This is a genomic window from Escherichia sp. E13S3 (genome assembly GCF_004212325.1).
Classification (GTDB): domain Bacteria; phylum Pseudomonadota; class Gammaproteobacteria; order Enterobacterales; family Enterobacteriaceae; genus Escherichia.
The window spans coordinates 51,441-65,619 of the sequence record NZ_RHJR01000024.1 but is presented as its reverse complement, the minus strand read 5'-3'; the positions used below and the strand labels follow the sequence as shown (position 1 = coordinate 65,619).

Here is a 14,179-nt window from a genome sequence, read left to right as displayed (position 1 = left end):
GTATCACGATGGATTTTTCTTTAACTGAAGAACAAGAACTGCTGCTGGCCAGTATTCGCGAACTGATTACAACTAACTTTCCGGAAGAGTATTTCCGCACCTGCGATCAAAACGGTACATATCCGCGTGAGTTTATGCGGGCGCTGGCGGATAACGGCATTTCTATGCTTGGCGTGCCGGAAGAGTTCGGCGGCATCCCTGCGGATTACGTCACCCAGATGCTGGCGCTGATGGAAGTGTCAAAATGCGGTGCTCCGGCGTTTTTGATTACCAACGGTCAGTGTATTCACAGCATGCGCCGTTTCGGTTCTGAGGAGCAGCTACGTAAAACGGCAGAAAGCACCCTGGAAACCGGCGACCCCGCCTATGCCCTGGCGTTGACGGAACCCGGTGCTGGCTCAGATAACAACAGCGCCACCACCACTTACACGCGTAAAAATGGCAAGGTTTACATCAACGGACAGAAAACCTTTATTACCGGTGCGAAAGAGTACCCGTATATGCTGGTGTTGGCGCGCGATCCAGAACCGAAAGATCCGAAAAAAGCCTTCACCCTGTGGTGGGTTGAGTCCAGTAAGCCCGGCATTAAGATCAATCCGCTGCATAAAATCGGCTGGCATATGCTTAGCACCTGCGAAGTTTATCTCGACAACGTGGAAGTTGAAGAGAGCGACATGGTAGGCGAAGAAGGAATGGGTTTCCTCAATGTGATGTACAACTTTGAGATGGAGCGCCTGATCAACGCCGCGCGCAGCACTGGCTTTGCCGAATGCGCATTCGAAGATGCCGCCCGCTATGCCAACCAGCGTATCGCTTTTGGTAAGCCAATTGGTCATAACCAGATGATCCAGGAAAAACTGGCGCTGATGGCGATTAAGATCGACAACATGCGCAATATGGTTCTGAAAGTGGCATGGCAAGCTGATCAGCATCAGTCACTGCGCACCAGCGCGGCGCTGGCAAAACTGTACTGCGCGCGTACTGCGATGGAAGTCATTGACGATGCGATTCAAATCATGGGCGGTCTGGGCTACACCGATGAGGCGCGCGTCTCCCGCTTCTGGCGTGATGTGCGCTGTGAACGGATTGGCGGTGGTACTGACGAGATTATGATTTACGTTGCAGGTCGGCAGATCCTGAAAGATTACCAGAATAAATAATCTTCAGGCGGCGCAGCTTCTGACAAAAACTGCGCCGCCAGATTTATCCGGCAAGACTTACAGGTTCAGAAAATTCAGATAAGATTTCTTGTTCCGCAAAACAATTTTTAAATTGTTTGCGATAATCACTGGGAGAACAGCCAACATGGCGCAAAAACAGTTTGGCAAAGTGATCGACATTTTCATAACCCACACGCCAGGAGATCTCTGCCTGCGACATATCAGTATTGGTCAACAGCCATTTCGCTTCCGTCATACGCCGTTGAATCACGTAGTTAATGGGAGAAATTCGATACTCTTTAGTAAATTCATGACAAATATAACTGACGCTGGCACGAAATTTTTTCGATAACTGTTCTAAAGTGATTTTTTCGCGGTAATTATTATTAAGATAAAAGAGAATATCTTTTATCAGAACATCTTTTTTAATATACCCCTGCTCCGAACGATAGGCATTTTTAAAGTTTTCGTAATAGAGAATCGCTAACGTATAGGAAAATGCATCCCACACTGAAGATGTGTTGCCATTTTTACTTTGCGGTAAAATCACACTTAATTCATTAAAAAGCGTTTTGATGACCTCTTTTCCCTGCCCTGCGGCAATTACCGGGCAAGAATGCGGTTGCAGTAACTGATTTTCTTCTGCGCCCTGAAACTGAAAACCGTATAGCGCACAGGTACAGGTCGTTGCCGGGTCGTTAGCATCTGAGGCCACTGCGTGCAGTCTGCCACGCTCTATCACCACAATGTCATCGGCATGTGCCACATAGAGCGAAGAATCAATGGTAAACCTTGCCACCCCTTTCTTAACATAAATCAGCTCGGTTTCATTATCATGAACGTGATGTCCCGACTCCCATTTAGGATCGTCACTAAACGCAAAGCGCGAAAGTCGTGGCGTTTTACCGGCGACAAACAGCGTTTCGCTGGCATTATCAAAACAGCGTTGATACATGACAACCTCCCTATTCCATGAGCAAGCAAAAACAATATATGCCGGATAAAATACGGCGTGTATTGCGGTTATACAACCGCATTTAGCGAGAGCTAAACAAGATTATTTACATTGAATGCAAGATAGTACGCCCAGCACAGAAGAATATTTCTGTACATTTCGCTTTTGTTTTAGCGATCGCATTTTTTTTGCAAGATTGTTGGCAAGGAAAACAGATTGCTCCGTCGAAAACCCCGCCCTGCTATCGCACACTATTTTCAGGCCATTTTTACCTTCCATCGGAGATGGTTCCGTATGCGACCCACAGGAGAAATCATGAAAATAATAACCTGCTTTAAGCTGGTGCCTGAAGAACAGGACATTGTTGTCACTCCCGAGTACACCCTCAATTTCGACAATGCCGACGCCAAAATCAGCCAGTTCGATCTCAATGCCATTGAAGCTGCAAGCCAGTTTGCAACAGATGACGATGAGATAGCCGCGCTGACTGTTGGCGGCTCATTGTTGCAGAACTCAAAAGTGCGTAAAGACGTGTTATCCCGCGGACCGCACTGTCTGTATATGGTGCAGGATGCCCAGCTTGAGCATGCACTCCCCCTTGATACGGCTAAGGCCCTGGCCGCGGCGGCAGAAAAGATCGGCTTCGATTTACTCATCTTCGGTGAAGGTTCTGGCGATCTCTATGCCCAGCAGGTTGGCTTGCTGGTGGGAGAAATGTTGCAACTTCCGGTGATCAACGCGGTGAGTGCCATTCAGCGTCAGGGGAATACGCTGATAGTTGAACGCACTCTTGAAGATGAAGTTGAAGTGATCGAACTCGCTGTTCCAGCCGTGCTGTGCGTCACGTCCGATATTAACGTGCCACGCATTCCATCGATGAAAGCCATTCTCGGCGCGGGCAAAAAAACGGTACATCAGTGGCAGGCGAGTGATATCGGCTGGAGCCAGGCCACGCCGCTTGCTGAACTGATCGGCGTTCGCGTACCGCCGCAAACAGAACGCAAACACATCATTCTCGATAACGATTCGCCGGAAGCCATTGCCGAGCTGGCGGATCATCTGAAGAAAGCCCTGAACTAAAGCCAACGGAGAAGAAACGATGAGTCAATTAAACAACGTCTGGGTCTTTAGCGATAATCCTGAACGTTATGCCGAACTGTTTGGCGGCGCGCAGCAATGGGGCCAACAGGTGTATGCCATTGTACAAAATACCGACCAGGCACAGGCTGTTATGCCTTATGGTCCAAAATGTATTTATATTCTTGAGCAAAACGATGCACTGCAACGCACTGAAAATTACGCTGAAAGCATTGCTGTCCTGCTGAAAGATAAACACCCCTCTATGTTGCTGCTGGCCGCGACAAAACGCGGTAAAGCGCTGGCTGCACGGTTAAGTGTGCAACTGAATGCGGCGCTAGTGAACGATGCCACTGCGGTTGATGTGGTTGATAGTCACGTTTACGCCGAGCACCGTATGTATGGCGGGCTGGCGTTCGCCCAGGAAAAGATCAATAGCCCGCTGGCGATCATTACCCTTGCACCCGGTGTTCAGGAACCTTGCACCAGTGACGCCTCGCATCAGTGTCCGATTGAAACTGTGTCTTACGTTGCTCCGCGTCATGAAATTCTTAGTCGCGAACGCCGTGCGAAAGCGGCAAGCAGCGTGGACCTGAGCAAAGCAAAACGCGTGGTCGGCGTCGGTCGTGGTCTGGCAGCACAGGATGACCTGAAAATGGTCCACGAACTGGCAGCGACAATCAATGCTGAAGTCGGTTGTTCACGCCCGATTGCCGAAGGCGAGAACTGGATGGAGCGTGAACGTTATATCGGTGTCTCCGGCGTGTTGCTGAAATCCGATCTCTACCTGACGCTGGGGATCTCCGGGCAGATCCAACATATGGTTGGCGGCAATGGCGCAAAAGTGATTGTCGCCATCAATAAAGATAAAAATGCGCCAATCTTCAACTATGCCGACTACGGTCTGGTGGGCGATATCTACAAAGTCGTCCCTGCCCTGATTAGCCAGTTGAGTCACTAATTCCCTTTCAACCACATCTCCCGCTGTAAACGCAGCGGGAAGGGAGCATAACGCATGTCGGATGACAAATTTGATGCCATTGTGGTCGGTGCGGGCGTTGCCGGTAGCGTTGCCGCATTGGTCATGGCGCGAGCCGGACTGGATGTCCTGGTGATCGAACGCGGCGACAGTGCCGGATGTAAAAATATGACCGGCGGGCGTCTTTATGCCCACACGCTTGAAGCGATCATTCCCGGCTTTGCTGCATCAGCGCCGGTAGAACGCAAAGTCACACGCGAGAAAATCTCCTTCTTAACCGAAGAGAGCGCCGTTACCCTCGATTTTCACCGCGAGCAGCCAGATGTTCCGCAACACGCTTCTTATACCGTATTGCGCAATCGTCTCGACCCGTGGTTGATGGAACAAGCCGAACAGGCGGGTGCGCAGTTTATCCCGGGCGTTCGCGTCGATGCGTTGGTTCGTGAAGAAAACAAGGTCACAGGCGTCCAGGCCGGGGATGATATTCTCGAAGCCAATGTGGTGATTCTGGCTGATGGCGTTAATTCAATGCTTGGCCGTTCGCTGGGAATGGTTCCCGCCTCCGAACCGCATCATTACGCTGTTGGCGTTAAAGAAGTCATTGGCCTCACGCCGGAGCAAATCAACGATCGCTTTAACGTCACTGACGACGAAGGTGCCGCCTGGCTGTTTGCCGGTTCCCCTTCTGACGGCCTGATGGGCGGCGGATTCATCTACACCAATCACGATTCCGTATCGTTGGGTCTGGTTTGTGGATTGGGTGATATCGCCCATGCGCAAAAAAGCGTGCCGCAAATGCTGGAGGATTTTAAACAGCACCCCGCCATTCGCCCACTGATTAGCGGTGGCAAACTGCTTGAATATTCCGCGCATATGGTGCCGGAAGGCGGTCTGGCAATGGTACCGCAGCTGGTTAACGATGGTGTGATGATCGTCGGTGACGCCGCAGGCTTCTGCCTCAATCTGGGCTTTACGGTTCGCGGAATGGATTTAGCCATCGCATCGGCCCAGGCGGCTGCCACAACGGTGATTGCCGCCAAAGAACGCGCGGATTTTTCTGCCACTAGTCTGGCGCAATACAAACGCGAGCTGGAACAAAGCTGTGTTATGCGTGATATGCAGCATTTTCGCAAGATCCCAGCGCTGATGGAAAACCCGCGCCTGTTTAGTCAGTATCCGCGCATGATCGCCGATATCATGAACGATATGTTCACTATTGACGGCAAACCAAACCAGCCGGTACGAAAAATGATTCTCGGACATGCGAAGAAAATCGGGCTGATTAATCTGCTGAAAGATGGCATTAAGGGAGCAACCGCGCTATGAGCCAGAACGCTACGGTCAACGTTGACGTCAAATTAGGCGTCAACAAATTCCATGTTGATGAGGGCCACCCACATATCATTCTGGCGGCAAATCCCGACATCAATGAATTTCAAAAATTAATGAAAGCCTGCCCTGCCGGACTTTATAAGCAGGATGACGCAGGAAACATTCATTTCGATTCCGCCGGTTGTCTGGAGTGCGGCACCTGTCGGGTGCTGTGCGGCAACACTATTCTCGAACAGTGGCAATATCCCGCAGGCACCTTCGGTATTGAATTTCGCTACGGCTAATCATGCATCCCACAGGCCCGCATCTCGGGCCTGATGTTCTGTTTCGAGAGTCCAAAATGAAAGTGACATTAACGTTCAACGAACAACGTCGTGCTGCGTATCGTCAGCAAGGGTTATGGGGCGATGCTTCGCTGGCCGATTACTGGCAGCAGACCGCTCGTGCGATGCCAGACAAAATTGCCGTGGTCGATAATCATGGTGCAACGTACACCTATAGCGCGCTCGATCACGCCTCGAACTGTCTGGCAAACTGGATGTTAGCGAAGGGTATTGAATCAGGCGATCGCATCGCATTTCAACTGCCAGGCTGGTGTGAATTTACCGTTATCTATCTTGCCTGCCTGAAAACCGGTGCGGTTTCCGTGCCGCTGTTACCTTCCTGGCGGGAAGCAGAACTGGTGTGGGTGCTCAATAAGTGTCAGGCAAAAATGTTTTTTGCACCGACATTGTTTAAACAAACGCGTCCGGTAGATTTAATCCTGCCGCTGCAAAATCAGCTTCCACAACTACAACAGATCGTCGGCGTGGATAAGTTGGCTCCCGCCACCTCGTCTCTCTCGTTAAGTCAGATTATTGCCGACAATCCCCCGCTGGCCGTCGCAACATCGGTCCACGGCGATGAATTAGCGGCGGTGCTATTTACCTCCGGAACTGAGGGTATGCCAAAGGGCGTGATGCTAACGCATAACAATATTCTCGCCAGTGAGCGGGCTTATTGCGCGCGGCTGAATCTGACCTGGCAGGATGTCTTTATGATGCCTGCGCCACTCGGCCACGCAACGGGCTTTCTGCATGGCGTAACAGCACCATTTTTGATTGGTGCTCGCAGCGTGTTGTTAGATATTTTCACTCCTGATGCGTGTCTCGCGCTGCTTGAGCAACAACGTTGCACCTGTATGCTCGGCGCAACGCCGTTTGTTTATGACCTTTTGAATCTACTTGAGAAACAGCCTGCCGACCTTTCTGCGCTGCGTTTCTTTCTTTGCGGCGGCACCACGATCCCCAAAAAAGTGGCGCGTGAATGCCAGCAGCGCGGCATTAAATTATTAAGCGTTTATGGTTCCACAGAAAGCTCGCCACATGCAGTGGTGAATCTCGACGATCCTTTGTCGCGCTTTATGCACACCGATGGTTACGCTGCCGCAGGCGTGGAAATTAAAGTGGTCGATGACGCACGCAAGACCTTACCGCCAGGTTGCGAAGGTGAAGAGGCCTCGCGCGGCCCTAATGTGTTTATGGGTTATTTTGATGAACCTGAATTAACCGCTCGCGCGCTGGATGAAGAGGGCTGGTATTACAGTGGCGATCTCTGCCGCATGGATGAAGCTGGCTATATAAAAATAACCGGACGCAAGAAAGATATTATTGTCCGCGGCGGCGAAAATATTAGCAGCCGTGAAGTGGAAGATATTCTATTGCAGCATCCTAAAATTCACGATGCTTGTGTGGTTGCAATGCCCGATGAACGCTTAGGTGAACGTTCATGTGCCTATGTCGTGCTGAAAGCGCCGCATCATTCATTATCGCTGGAAGATGTGGTGGCTTTTTTTAGCCGTAAACGGGTCGCGAAATATAAATACCCTGAACATATCGTGGTGATCGAAAAACTGCCGCGCACGGCCTCCGGTAAAATACAAAAATTTTTGTTACGCTAAGATATTCTTCAACGGCTGGAACAAACATGCGTTGAGGCATAATTCATAAATAATAAAGCACCTTATACGCAAGGTGCTTTATTCAATCCCGATTAACCACGTCCGACATATGGCATATTATTTGCCATAATCGTTATTTCCAGCACATTCGTGGTTACTGGCAACTGGGCCATCATCTGAATGGCTGCTGCAACATCAGCAACATTCATCATATCTTCCGCTTTAATAGCGCCATCTGCCTGATAAACGCCCTTACGCATCCGATTCGATAATGTCGTTTCCGCATTGCCGATATTAATTTGCCCGCAAGCGATATTAAATTTGCGACAATCAAGGGAAATGGCCTTGGTCAACCCGGTAACAGCATGTTTCGACGCCGTGTATGCCGCAGTATAAAGGCGCGGTGTCAGTGCGGAAATCGACGCATTGTTAATAATGCGTCCTCCCATTGGCTGCTGCGCTTTCATGATTTTAATCGCTTCTTTCGAACACAAAAATGTCGAGTGAATATTGGCGTTAAACACGCGTGTCCACTCAGTAAACTCAACCTCTTCAATACTTTTTGCCGGACTATTATTGCCCGCATTATTGAACAAGAGATCCAGTCGACCAAAACGAACCTTAATCTCGGCAAATAGTGCAACGACAGCGGACTCATCCGTGACATCAGCAACCAGAGGAATAAAGCGTTCCTTGGCTAAACCTTGTGCACATTGCTGTAAGGTTTCTTCGTTACGCGCGGCAACAATAACAGTATATCCAATGTCATAGAGTGCCTTTGCTGCCGCGTAGCCGATACCTTTACTTCCCCCTGTCACCAGGGCAATTTTTGTCATAGCCAGCTCCGCCTATAATAAACTCATGTCGATTTTCACGACTGTTTTTTTGATTTTCTCCACGTTATCGACTTTATAACATGCCCGATGTACCTCTTCCGGGAAGACCACCACAAACTGTCCTGGTGTCAACGTGATTATCCGATCATTAATACGTTCATCAGCATAAAAAATAACGTCACGGTCGCCCAGGTGGCTTTCTACAACCGAGTTTTCTCCATCATCAAAATCCACACAAATCCGCTCTTCTCCGGCAATTAAGAAATGGACATCAAGATATTTACGATGAACTTCTGGTCGGCATTCATGTAGTGGTTTAGTCATCGGCTCAACCACGGTATAAAATATTGAGTCATCCTGAATAAAAACCTTTTCCCCCACAGGAACACTATTCAGCTCATGCTGTGAAAGATACTCAATGACACGAGCAATGACAGGATGAAATGTCCGCTTTTGTTGTTCACTAAGATACGCGATATCACCATAAATCATATTTCCCGCCTTATTGAGTAACAGGGGTAATAACTGGCTGTCCGCTAAAGAAAGCCTGTAAGTTATCAAAAACCAAATCTGCCATTGCATTAAACGTTTCGCTCGTACCACTGGCGATATGTGGCGTCAGGACAACGTTATCCAGCGACATTAATTGTTCTGGCACATGTGGTTCGTTGGCATAAACGTCCAGTGCCGCACCAGCAATGATGTTATTTTGCAGAGCATCAATCAGATCGGTTTCGTTCACCACTGATCCCCGGGAAATACTGATCAAATGTCCGGTTTTCCCCAGAGCCTGCAGCACAGTTTTGTCGATAACGCCGCGTGTACTTACCCCGCCTGGCAGCGTCAGAACGAGGAAGTCCACCGCTTGCGCCAGAGAAACCAGCGAATCATGCACCGTCCATTCAGGTTTGTTATGCGGTTTTGGGTCGAAATAGTGAATTTCCATTTCAAATGCTGCTGCACGGCGGGCTACAGCATTACCAATGTTCCCCAGACCAACAATTCCGCAACGTTTACCACTCACTTTCGTCGCCATCGGGAAACGCCCTTCGTTTGGCCAACGACCGCCACGAACATAACGATCGGCAATGTTAATACGTCGGGCAACATTGAGTAACAACGCCATGCCAATGTCTGCAACACAGTCATTAAGCACGCCAGGGGTGTTGGTGACGATAACGCCATGCTCCCTGGCTGCCACGATATCAATAGGGTCATAGCCCACACCATTGCTGGCAATAATCTTCAGATTCGGAAATTTTTCAATTAGCGCCCGAGAAGCTCCCATTACCGGATTACCACTGGTCACCAGCGCCTTAATATCCGGCGCGATCTGCGTGTAAAAAGCGTCTGCGTCGGTCAGTTCCCACAGGCGATATGCGGTGAAGGTAGATTCAACTTTAGCCATTAAGCGGTCGCTTAATTTGCCGACGATCGCCACCTGAATATCTTTTAAGTTCATACACTATTCCTTGATTGATGTTTGCCGCAGGCCACTTACCATAGGCCAAGAATTTTCCACCACACCGCCCCCAGTCCGAACCAGATGACAATGTTCAACAACATGACGATAAAGCCCAGCCGCCACCATTCTCGTTGCGAGACATAGCCAGCGCCGTAATAGATGACTGCGGGTCCGTTGCCATAATGCGAAATGCCGCTCATCAGGTTAGTGACGAACGCCAGTGACAGAGCAGCCATCATCGGCGGCGCGTCTGCAGCAACCGAGACGCTGCCAAAAGCGGCATACATCGCCACTACATGCGGCGTACTTCCGGCAAAGAAATAGTGGGAATAGCAGTAAACTATCAGCAACACCGTCAACGTTATCTCCCACGGAATGCCGGTGAACAGAGCCGAGGTTGTGACAGCAAACCATTTGAACAGGCCAAGCTGATTGAGCTTATCAGCCATACAGATCATGACGCCCAGCCAGACCAGAATGTCCCAGGCCCCCTTCTCTGACTGCACATCCTGCCAGGTGATAATCCGGGTCATCAACATTAAACAGACGCCGGAAAGCGCGACAGCGGTCGCATCCAGACCAGTCCATTTCGATGTACTCCAGGCCAATAATGAAAGCAGGAAAATGCCAATCGTCACGCGCTCATCTCGGGTTACCGGCCCCATTTTGATAAGTTCTTCCTGTGCCAACGCTTTGGCTTCTGGCGTCTTTTTGATCTCTGGCGGGTAGAGTTTGTAAATGACCAACGGCATAGTGATAAAAGCGATAATGCCCGGCACCAGTGCGCTTAGCGTCCACATCCCCCATGAGATATCGACAAATAAGGTGCTGGCCGCCAGAGATACAATGAGTGCATTTGGCGCGCTGGCCGTCATAAACATCGAGGATGAGAGACAGTTGGAATGGAACACCGTCTGCATCAGATAAGCGCCAATTTTACGCGGCCCTTGATCCGGTTCAGATCCAAAGCTGTTAGAGACACTGCGAACAATCGGGAACAAAATTCCCCCTGCTCGCGCTGTGTTTGATGGCGTTGCGGGCGCGATAATCATATCGCTTAGCGCCAATGTATAACCCAGACGTAACGAGCTGCCGCCAAATCCGCGAATCAGCAAAAAGGCGATACGCCGCCCCAACCCCGTTTTGATGAATCCTTTCGCGTACAGGAATGCGGCGACAATAAGCCATACCGTGGTGCTGCTGAAACCTTTTAAGGCTTCGCTGGTTTTCATCATGCCGGTCAGCATAATAAAACTGATGGTTATTAACGCGATAGCGCCTACCGGCAACGGTTGCAGAATAAACGCCACCACAGTGGTGATGAATATGGCCAGAATGTGCCAGGTTAAGGGTGTTAATCCGTCAGGGACGGGGGAAAACCATATAGCGAGTGCGACAATCGCACAAATCAGGACTTTCAAATAGCAACTCATATGCAATCCCTGTAGCTGTTTCCCTCCGCTCGCGGAGGGAATTTATCCTGTTTTCTGTACAGCCAGACAAATCAGAAAATCGGTTTTAGTTCGAATAAATTCTCTGAATTACATAATCTGCGCTTATGTCTGAATAACGGTGCGGTAATTTTTCATATCCATATCCCTTTTTATTCTGTGGTTGAAGACAGTATAAAAACGGGACTCGCCAGTGACTTCGTGCAATCCAACGAACTCTGGACGAAAAAATTACGCATATGCTTAAGGAAATTGACGAGTGGTCACATTCGGCTTTGAGAAAAAACAGTATCGAGAATTATTCTGTGGAGAGGATCGCAAACGAATTAAAATCAGAAAGAACACCAGCCAATTATTCAGATGATGCCCGGAAGCTTTTTATATTGCACGAGCGCGTTTGCCCGAAGTAGGTTGATAAAAGGTGGGGATATAGAAATGGACCCGGCGACTGAACGCCGCCGGGTATTTATTTTATTTCTTCAGTTCCGCCAGGCTTAACCAGGTTTGCACCACGGTGTCCGGGTTCAGAGACAGGCTATCGATCCCCTCTTCCATCAGCCATGCAGCAAAGTCTTCGTGGTCAGATGGACCCTGACCGCAAATCCCGACATATTTGCCCTGTTTCTTCGCGGCACGAATCGCCATCGACAGCAGTGCTTTCACCGCATCGTTGCGCTCATCGAACAGTTCAGACACCACGCCGGAGTCGCGGTCCAGACCGAGCGCCAGCTGTGTCATGTCGTTTGAGCCAATTGAGAAGCCGTCGAAATATTCGAGGAACTGTTCAGCCAGCAAGGCGTTGGACGGAATTTCGCACATCATGATGATTTTCAGCCCGTTCTCGCCACGTTTCAGCCCCTGACGCGCCAGTTCTTCAACCACTGCTTTCGCCTGATCCACGGTACGCACGAACGGGATCATGATCTCTACGTTGGTCAGTCCCATGTCGTTGCGCACACGTTTCACCGCTTCACACTCCAGCGCGAAGCAGTCGCGGAAGCTGTCAGAAACGTAGCGGCCCGCGCCACGGAAGCCCAGCATCGGGTTCTCTTCATGCGGCTCGTAACGCTCACCACCCACCAGATTGGCATATTCGTTGGATTTAAAGTCAGAGAGACGGACAATCACGCGTTTCGGATAAAACGCGGCGCCCAGCGTCGCGATCCCTTCGGTCAGACGGCCAACGTAAAATTCGCGCGGAGAATCGAAGCCTTTCATCATCTCGCGAATTTCATTTTGTAACTGTGGTTCCTGGTCATCAAACTCAAGCAGTGCGCGGGGGTGAACGCCAATCATGCGGTTGATGATAAATTCAAGACGCGCCAGACCTACGCCTTCGTTCGGCAGGCAGGCGAAGTCGAAAGCACGGTCCGGGTTACCGACGTTCATCATCACTTTCAGTGGCAGGTCCGGCATGGTTTCCACGCTGGAGCTTTTCACGCTAAATTCCAACAACTCAGCATAGACGTAACCGGTATCGCCTTCGGCACAAGAAACGGTGACGTTCTCACCGTCTTTCATACGCTCGGTCGCATCACCACAGCCCACTACCGCCGGAATACCCAGTTCACGGGCGATAATTGCCGCGTGACAGGTACGCCCGCCACGGTTGGTGACGATAGCAGACGCTTTCTTCATGATCGGTTCCCAGTCCGGGTCGGTCATGTCAGTAACCAGCACGTCGCCAGGTTCAATGCGGTTCATTTCGCTGATGTCATGAATGACTTTCACCGGACCCGCGCCGATGCGATGACCGATAGCGCGGCCTTCGGCGATAATCTTGCCCTGTGAATGCAACGTATAACGTTCCATCACCTGACCGCGAGAACGTACAGTTTCAGGACGCGCCTGCACGATAAACAATTTACCGGTGTGGCCATCTTTCGCCCACTCAATATCCATCGGGCGACCGTAGTGTTTCTCAATTTGTACGGCCTGTTTTGCCAGTTCCTGCACTTCTTCGTTGGTCAGCGAGAAGATGTCACGCTGTTCCTGCGGTACATCTTCAATTTTAACCTGCTTGCCGTGTTCCTGGGTCGGCGCGTAGACCATGCGGATTTTTTTCGACCCCATGGTGCGGCGCACGATAGCCGGGCGATTCGCTGCCAGTGTCGGTTTATGCACGTAAAACTCATCCGGGTTAACCGCGCCCTGCACGACCATTTCACCCAGGCCCCATGCGGAAGTGATAAACACCACCTGGTCAAAGCCGGATTCGGTATCAATGGAGAACATCACCCCAGAAGATGCGAGGTCGGAGCGCACCATCCGCTGAACACCGGCGGAGAGTGCCACGCCACGGTGATCATAACCCTGATGCACACGATAAGAGATGGCGCGATCGTTAAACAGAGAAGCAAAGACATGTTTCACTGCCACGAGAACGGCGTCAAAACCCTGAACGTTGAGGAAGGTTTCCTGCTGACCGGCAAAGGAAGCGTCCGGCATGTCTTCTGCGGTGGCGGAGGAGCGTACCGCAAAAGAGGCGTTTTCGTCATCGGCGGAAAGCTGTGCATAGGCTTCGCGGATGGCGTTTTCCAGCTCAGGCTGGAAGGGAGTGTCGATAATCCACTGGCGGATTTGCGCGCCCGCTTTCGCAAGCTGGGTAACATCGTCAATATCCGTTTTATCCAGCAGTTCATAGATGCGCTGGTTTACGCCGCTTTGGTCCAGAAACTGGTTAAACGCGTCGGCGGTTGTGGCGAAACCATTCGGAACGGAAACGCCCATTCCGGAAAGGTTAGTAATCATTTCACCCAGGGAGGCATTTTTGCCCCCAACCCTGTCTACATCATTCATGCCGAGTTGGTTATACCAAAGCACCAGCGGTGACGAGCCATTGTTGGACATCGAACAATCCTTTTGTGATAAATGAACGGTTTGAGAAACACATTTCTGCGCATTTATCTTTGCATATTTAACCGGATGAAAAAAACGGTGAATCGTTCAAGCAAATATATTTTTTTACTTTTTAAGACTGATCCC

Annotated in this window: 12 protein-coding genes; 6 read left to right on the top strand and 6 right to left on the bottom strand. The window is 50.3% G+C overall.

The window, feature by feature from the left end:
- The first annotated feature begins 8 nt into the window (after positions 1-8).
- Positions 9-1,160 (top strand): acyl-CoA dehydrogenase, encoded by a 1,152-nt coding sequence (locus D9597_RS21815; RefSeq protein WP_000347861.1) that lies wholly within the window; start codon positions 9-11, stop codon positions 1,158-1,160.
- A gap of 43 nt (positions 1,161-1,203) precedes the next feature.
- Here D9597_RS21815 and D9597_RS21810 read toward each other — a convergent pair whose 3' ends face one another.
- Positions 1,204-2,115 (bottom strand): AraC family transcriptional regulator, encoded by a 912-nt coding sequence (locus D9597_RS21810; protein ID WP_130224681.1) that lies wholly within the window; start codon positions 2,113-2,115, stop codon positions 1,204-1,206.
- A 315-nt stretch (positions 2,116-2,430) separates the two neighbouring features.
- Between D9597_RS21810 and D9597_RS21805 the strand changes: the two genes are divergently transcribed.
- From D9597_RS21805 to fadK, 5 genes are read left to right on the top strand one after another with little or no spacing between them, the layout of a single operon-like run.
- A complete protein-coding gene (locus D9597_RS21805) occupies positions 2,431-3,195 on the top strand; it encodes an electron transfer flavoprotein (protein ID WP_130224679.1) in 765 nt (254 codons plus the stop codon).
- Positions 3,196-3,214: 19 nt separating this feature from the next.
- Positions 3,215-4,153, top strand: coding sequence for an electron transfer flavoprotein subunit alpha (locus D9597_RS21800; RefSeq protein ID WP_130224677.1), 939 nt, complete (start codon positions 3,215-3,217; stop codon positions 4,151-4,153).
- Positions 4,154-4,207: 54 nt separating this feature from the next.
- Complete coding sequence (locus D9597_RS21795) at positions 4,208-5,497, top strand: FAD-dependent oxidoreductase (protein ID WP_130224675.1); 1,290 nt, start codon at positions 4,208-4,210, stop codon at positions 5,495-5,497.
- A complete protein-coding gene (locus D9597_RS21790; protein ID WP_130224673.1) occupies positions 5,494-5,787 on the top strand; it encodes a ferredoxin family protein in 294 nt (97 codons plus the stop codon). The genes D9597_RS21795 and D9597_RS21790 overlap by 4 nt, the downstream gene beginning before the upstream one ends.
- Positions 5,788-5,843: 56 nt before the next feature.
- The gene (gene fadK / locus D9597_RS21785) at positions 5,844-7,442 is read left to right on the top strand and encodes a medium-chain fatty-acid--CoA ligase (RefSeq protein ID WP_130224671.1); all 1,599 of its coding nucleotides are present in this window, start codon (positions 5,844-5,846) and stop codon (positions 7,440-7,442) included.
- 92 nt (positions 7,443-7,534) lie between these two features.
- On the opposite strand, the gene D9597_RS21780 is transcribed toward fadK, so the two are convergent.
- The 5 genes from D9597_RS21780 to ppsA form a co-directional block, all read right to left on the bottom strand.
- Positions 7,535-8,278 carry an SDR family oxidoreductase gene (locus D9597_RS21780; protein ID WP_130218913.1) on the bottom strand — a complete coding sequence of 248 codons (744 nt, stop codon included), beginning with the start codon at positions 8,276-8,278 and terminating at the stop codon, positions 7,535-7,537.
- Between the two features lie 12 nt (positions 8,279-8,290).
- Positions 8,291-8,770, bottom strand: a complete 480-nt coding sequence (locus tag D9597_RS21775) for a YhcH/YjgK/YiaL family protein (protein WP_130218911.1) — start codon at positions 8,768-8,770, stop codon at positions 8,291-8,293.
- 10 nt (positions 8,771-8,780) lie between these two features.
- Positions 8,781-9,740 (bottom strand): 2-hydroxyacid dehydrogenase, encoded by a 960-nt coding sequence (locus D9597_RS21770; protein WP_130224669.1) that lies wholly within the window; start codon positions 9,738-9,740, stop codon positions 8,781-8,783.
- A 35-nt stretch (positions 9,741-9,775) separates the two neighbouring features.
- Positions 9,776-11,176 (bottom strand): anion permease, encoded by a 1,401-nt coding sequence (locus D9597_RS21765; RefSeq protein ID WP_130224667.1) that lies wholly within the window; start codon positions 11,174-11,176, stop codon positions 9,776-9,778.
- Positions 11,177-11,665: 489 nt separating this feature from the next.
- Complete coding sequence (gene ppsA, locus D9597_RS21760; protein ID WP_130208268.1) at positions 11,666-14,044, bottom strand: phosphoenolpyruvate synthase; 2,379 nt, start codon at positions 14,042-14,044, stop codon at positions 11,666-11,668.
- Between the last annotated feature and the right edge of the window lie 135 nt (positions 14,045-14,179).

Bases quoted from the DNA above. Each gene is read 5' to 3' on its own strand.
- D9597_RS21780 (WP_130218913.1), bottom strand. From the start codon at position 8,278: ATGACAAAAATTGCCCTGGTGACAGGGGGAAGTAAAGGTATCGGCTAC.
- D9597_RS21795 (WP_130224675.1), top strand. From the start codon at position 4,208: ATGTCGGATGACAAATTTGATGCCATTGTGGTCGGTGCGGGCGTTGCC.
- fadK (WP_130224671.1), top strand. From the start codon at position 5,844: ATGAAAGTGACATTAACGTTCAACGAACAACGTCGTGCTGCGTATCGT.
- D9597_RS21810 (WP_130224681.1), bottom strand. From the start codon at position 2,115: ATGTATCAACGCTGTTTTGATAATGCCAGCGAAACGCTGTTTGTCGCC.
- D9597_RS21790 (WP_130224673.1), top strand. From the start codon at position 5,494: ATGAGCCAGAACGCTACGGTCAACGTTGACGTCAAATTAGGCGTCAAC.
- D9597_RS21775 (WP_130218911.1), bottom strand. From the start codon at position 8,770: ATGATTTATGGTGATATCGCGTATCTTAGTGAACAACAAAAGCGGACA.
- ppsA (WP_130208268.1), bottom strand. From the start codon at position 14,044: ATGTCCAACAATGGCTCGTCACCGCTGGTGCTTTGGTATAACCAACTC.
- D9597_RS21815 (WP_000347861.1), top strand. From the start codon at position 9: ATGGATTTTTCTTTAACTGAAGAACAAGAACTGCTGCTGGCCAGTATT.
- D9597_RS21770 (WP_130224669.1), bottom strand. From the start codon at position 9,740: ATGAACTTAAAAGATATTCAGGTGGCGATCGTCGGCAAATTAAGCGAC.
- D9597_RS21805 (WP_130224679.1), top strand. From the start codon at position 2,431: ATGAAAATAATAACCTGCTTTAAGCTGGTGCCTGAAGAACAGGACATT.
- D9597_RS21800 (WP_130224677.1), top strand. From the start codon at position 3,215: ATGAGTCAATTAAACAACGTCTGGGTCTTTAGCGATAATCCTGAACGT.
- D9597_RS21765 (WP_130224667.1), bottom strand. From the start codon at position 11,176: ATGAGTTGCTATTTGAAAGTCCTGATTTGTGCGATTGTCGCACTCGCT.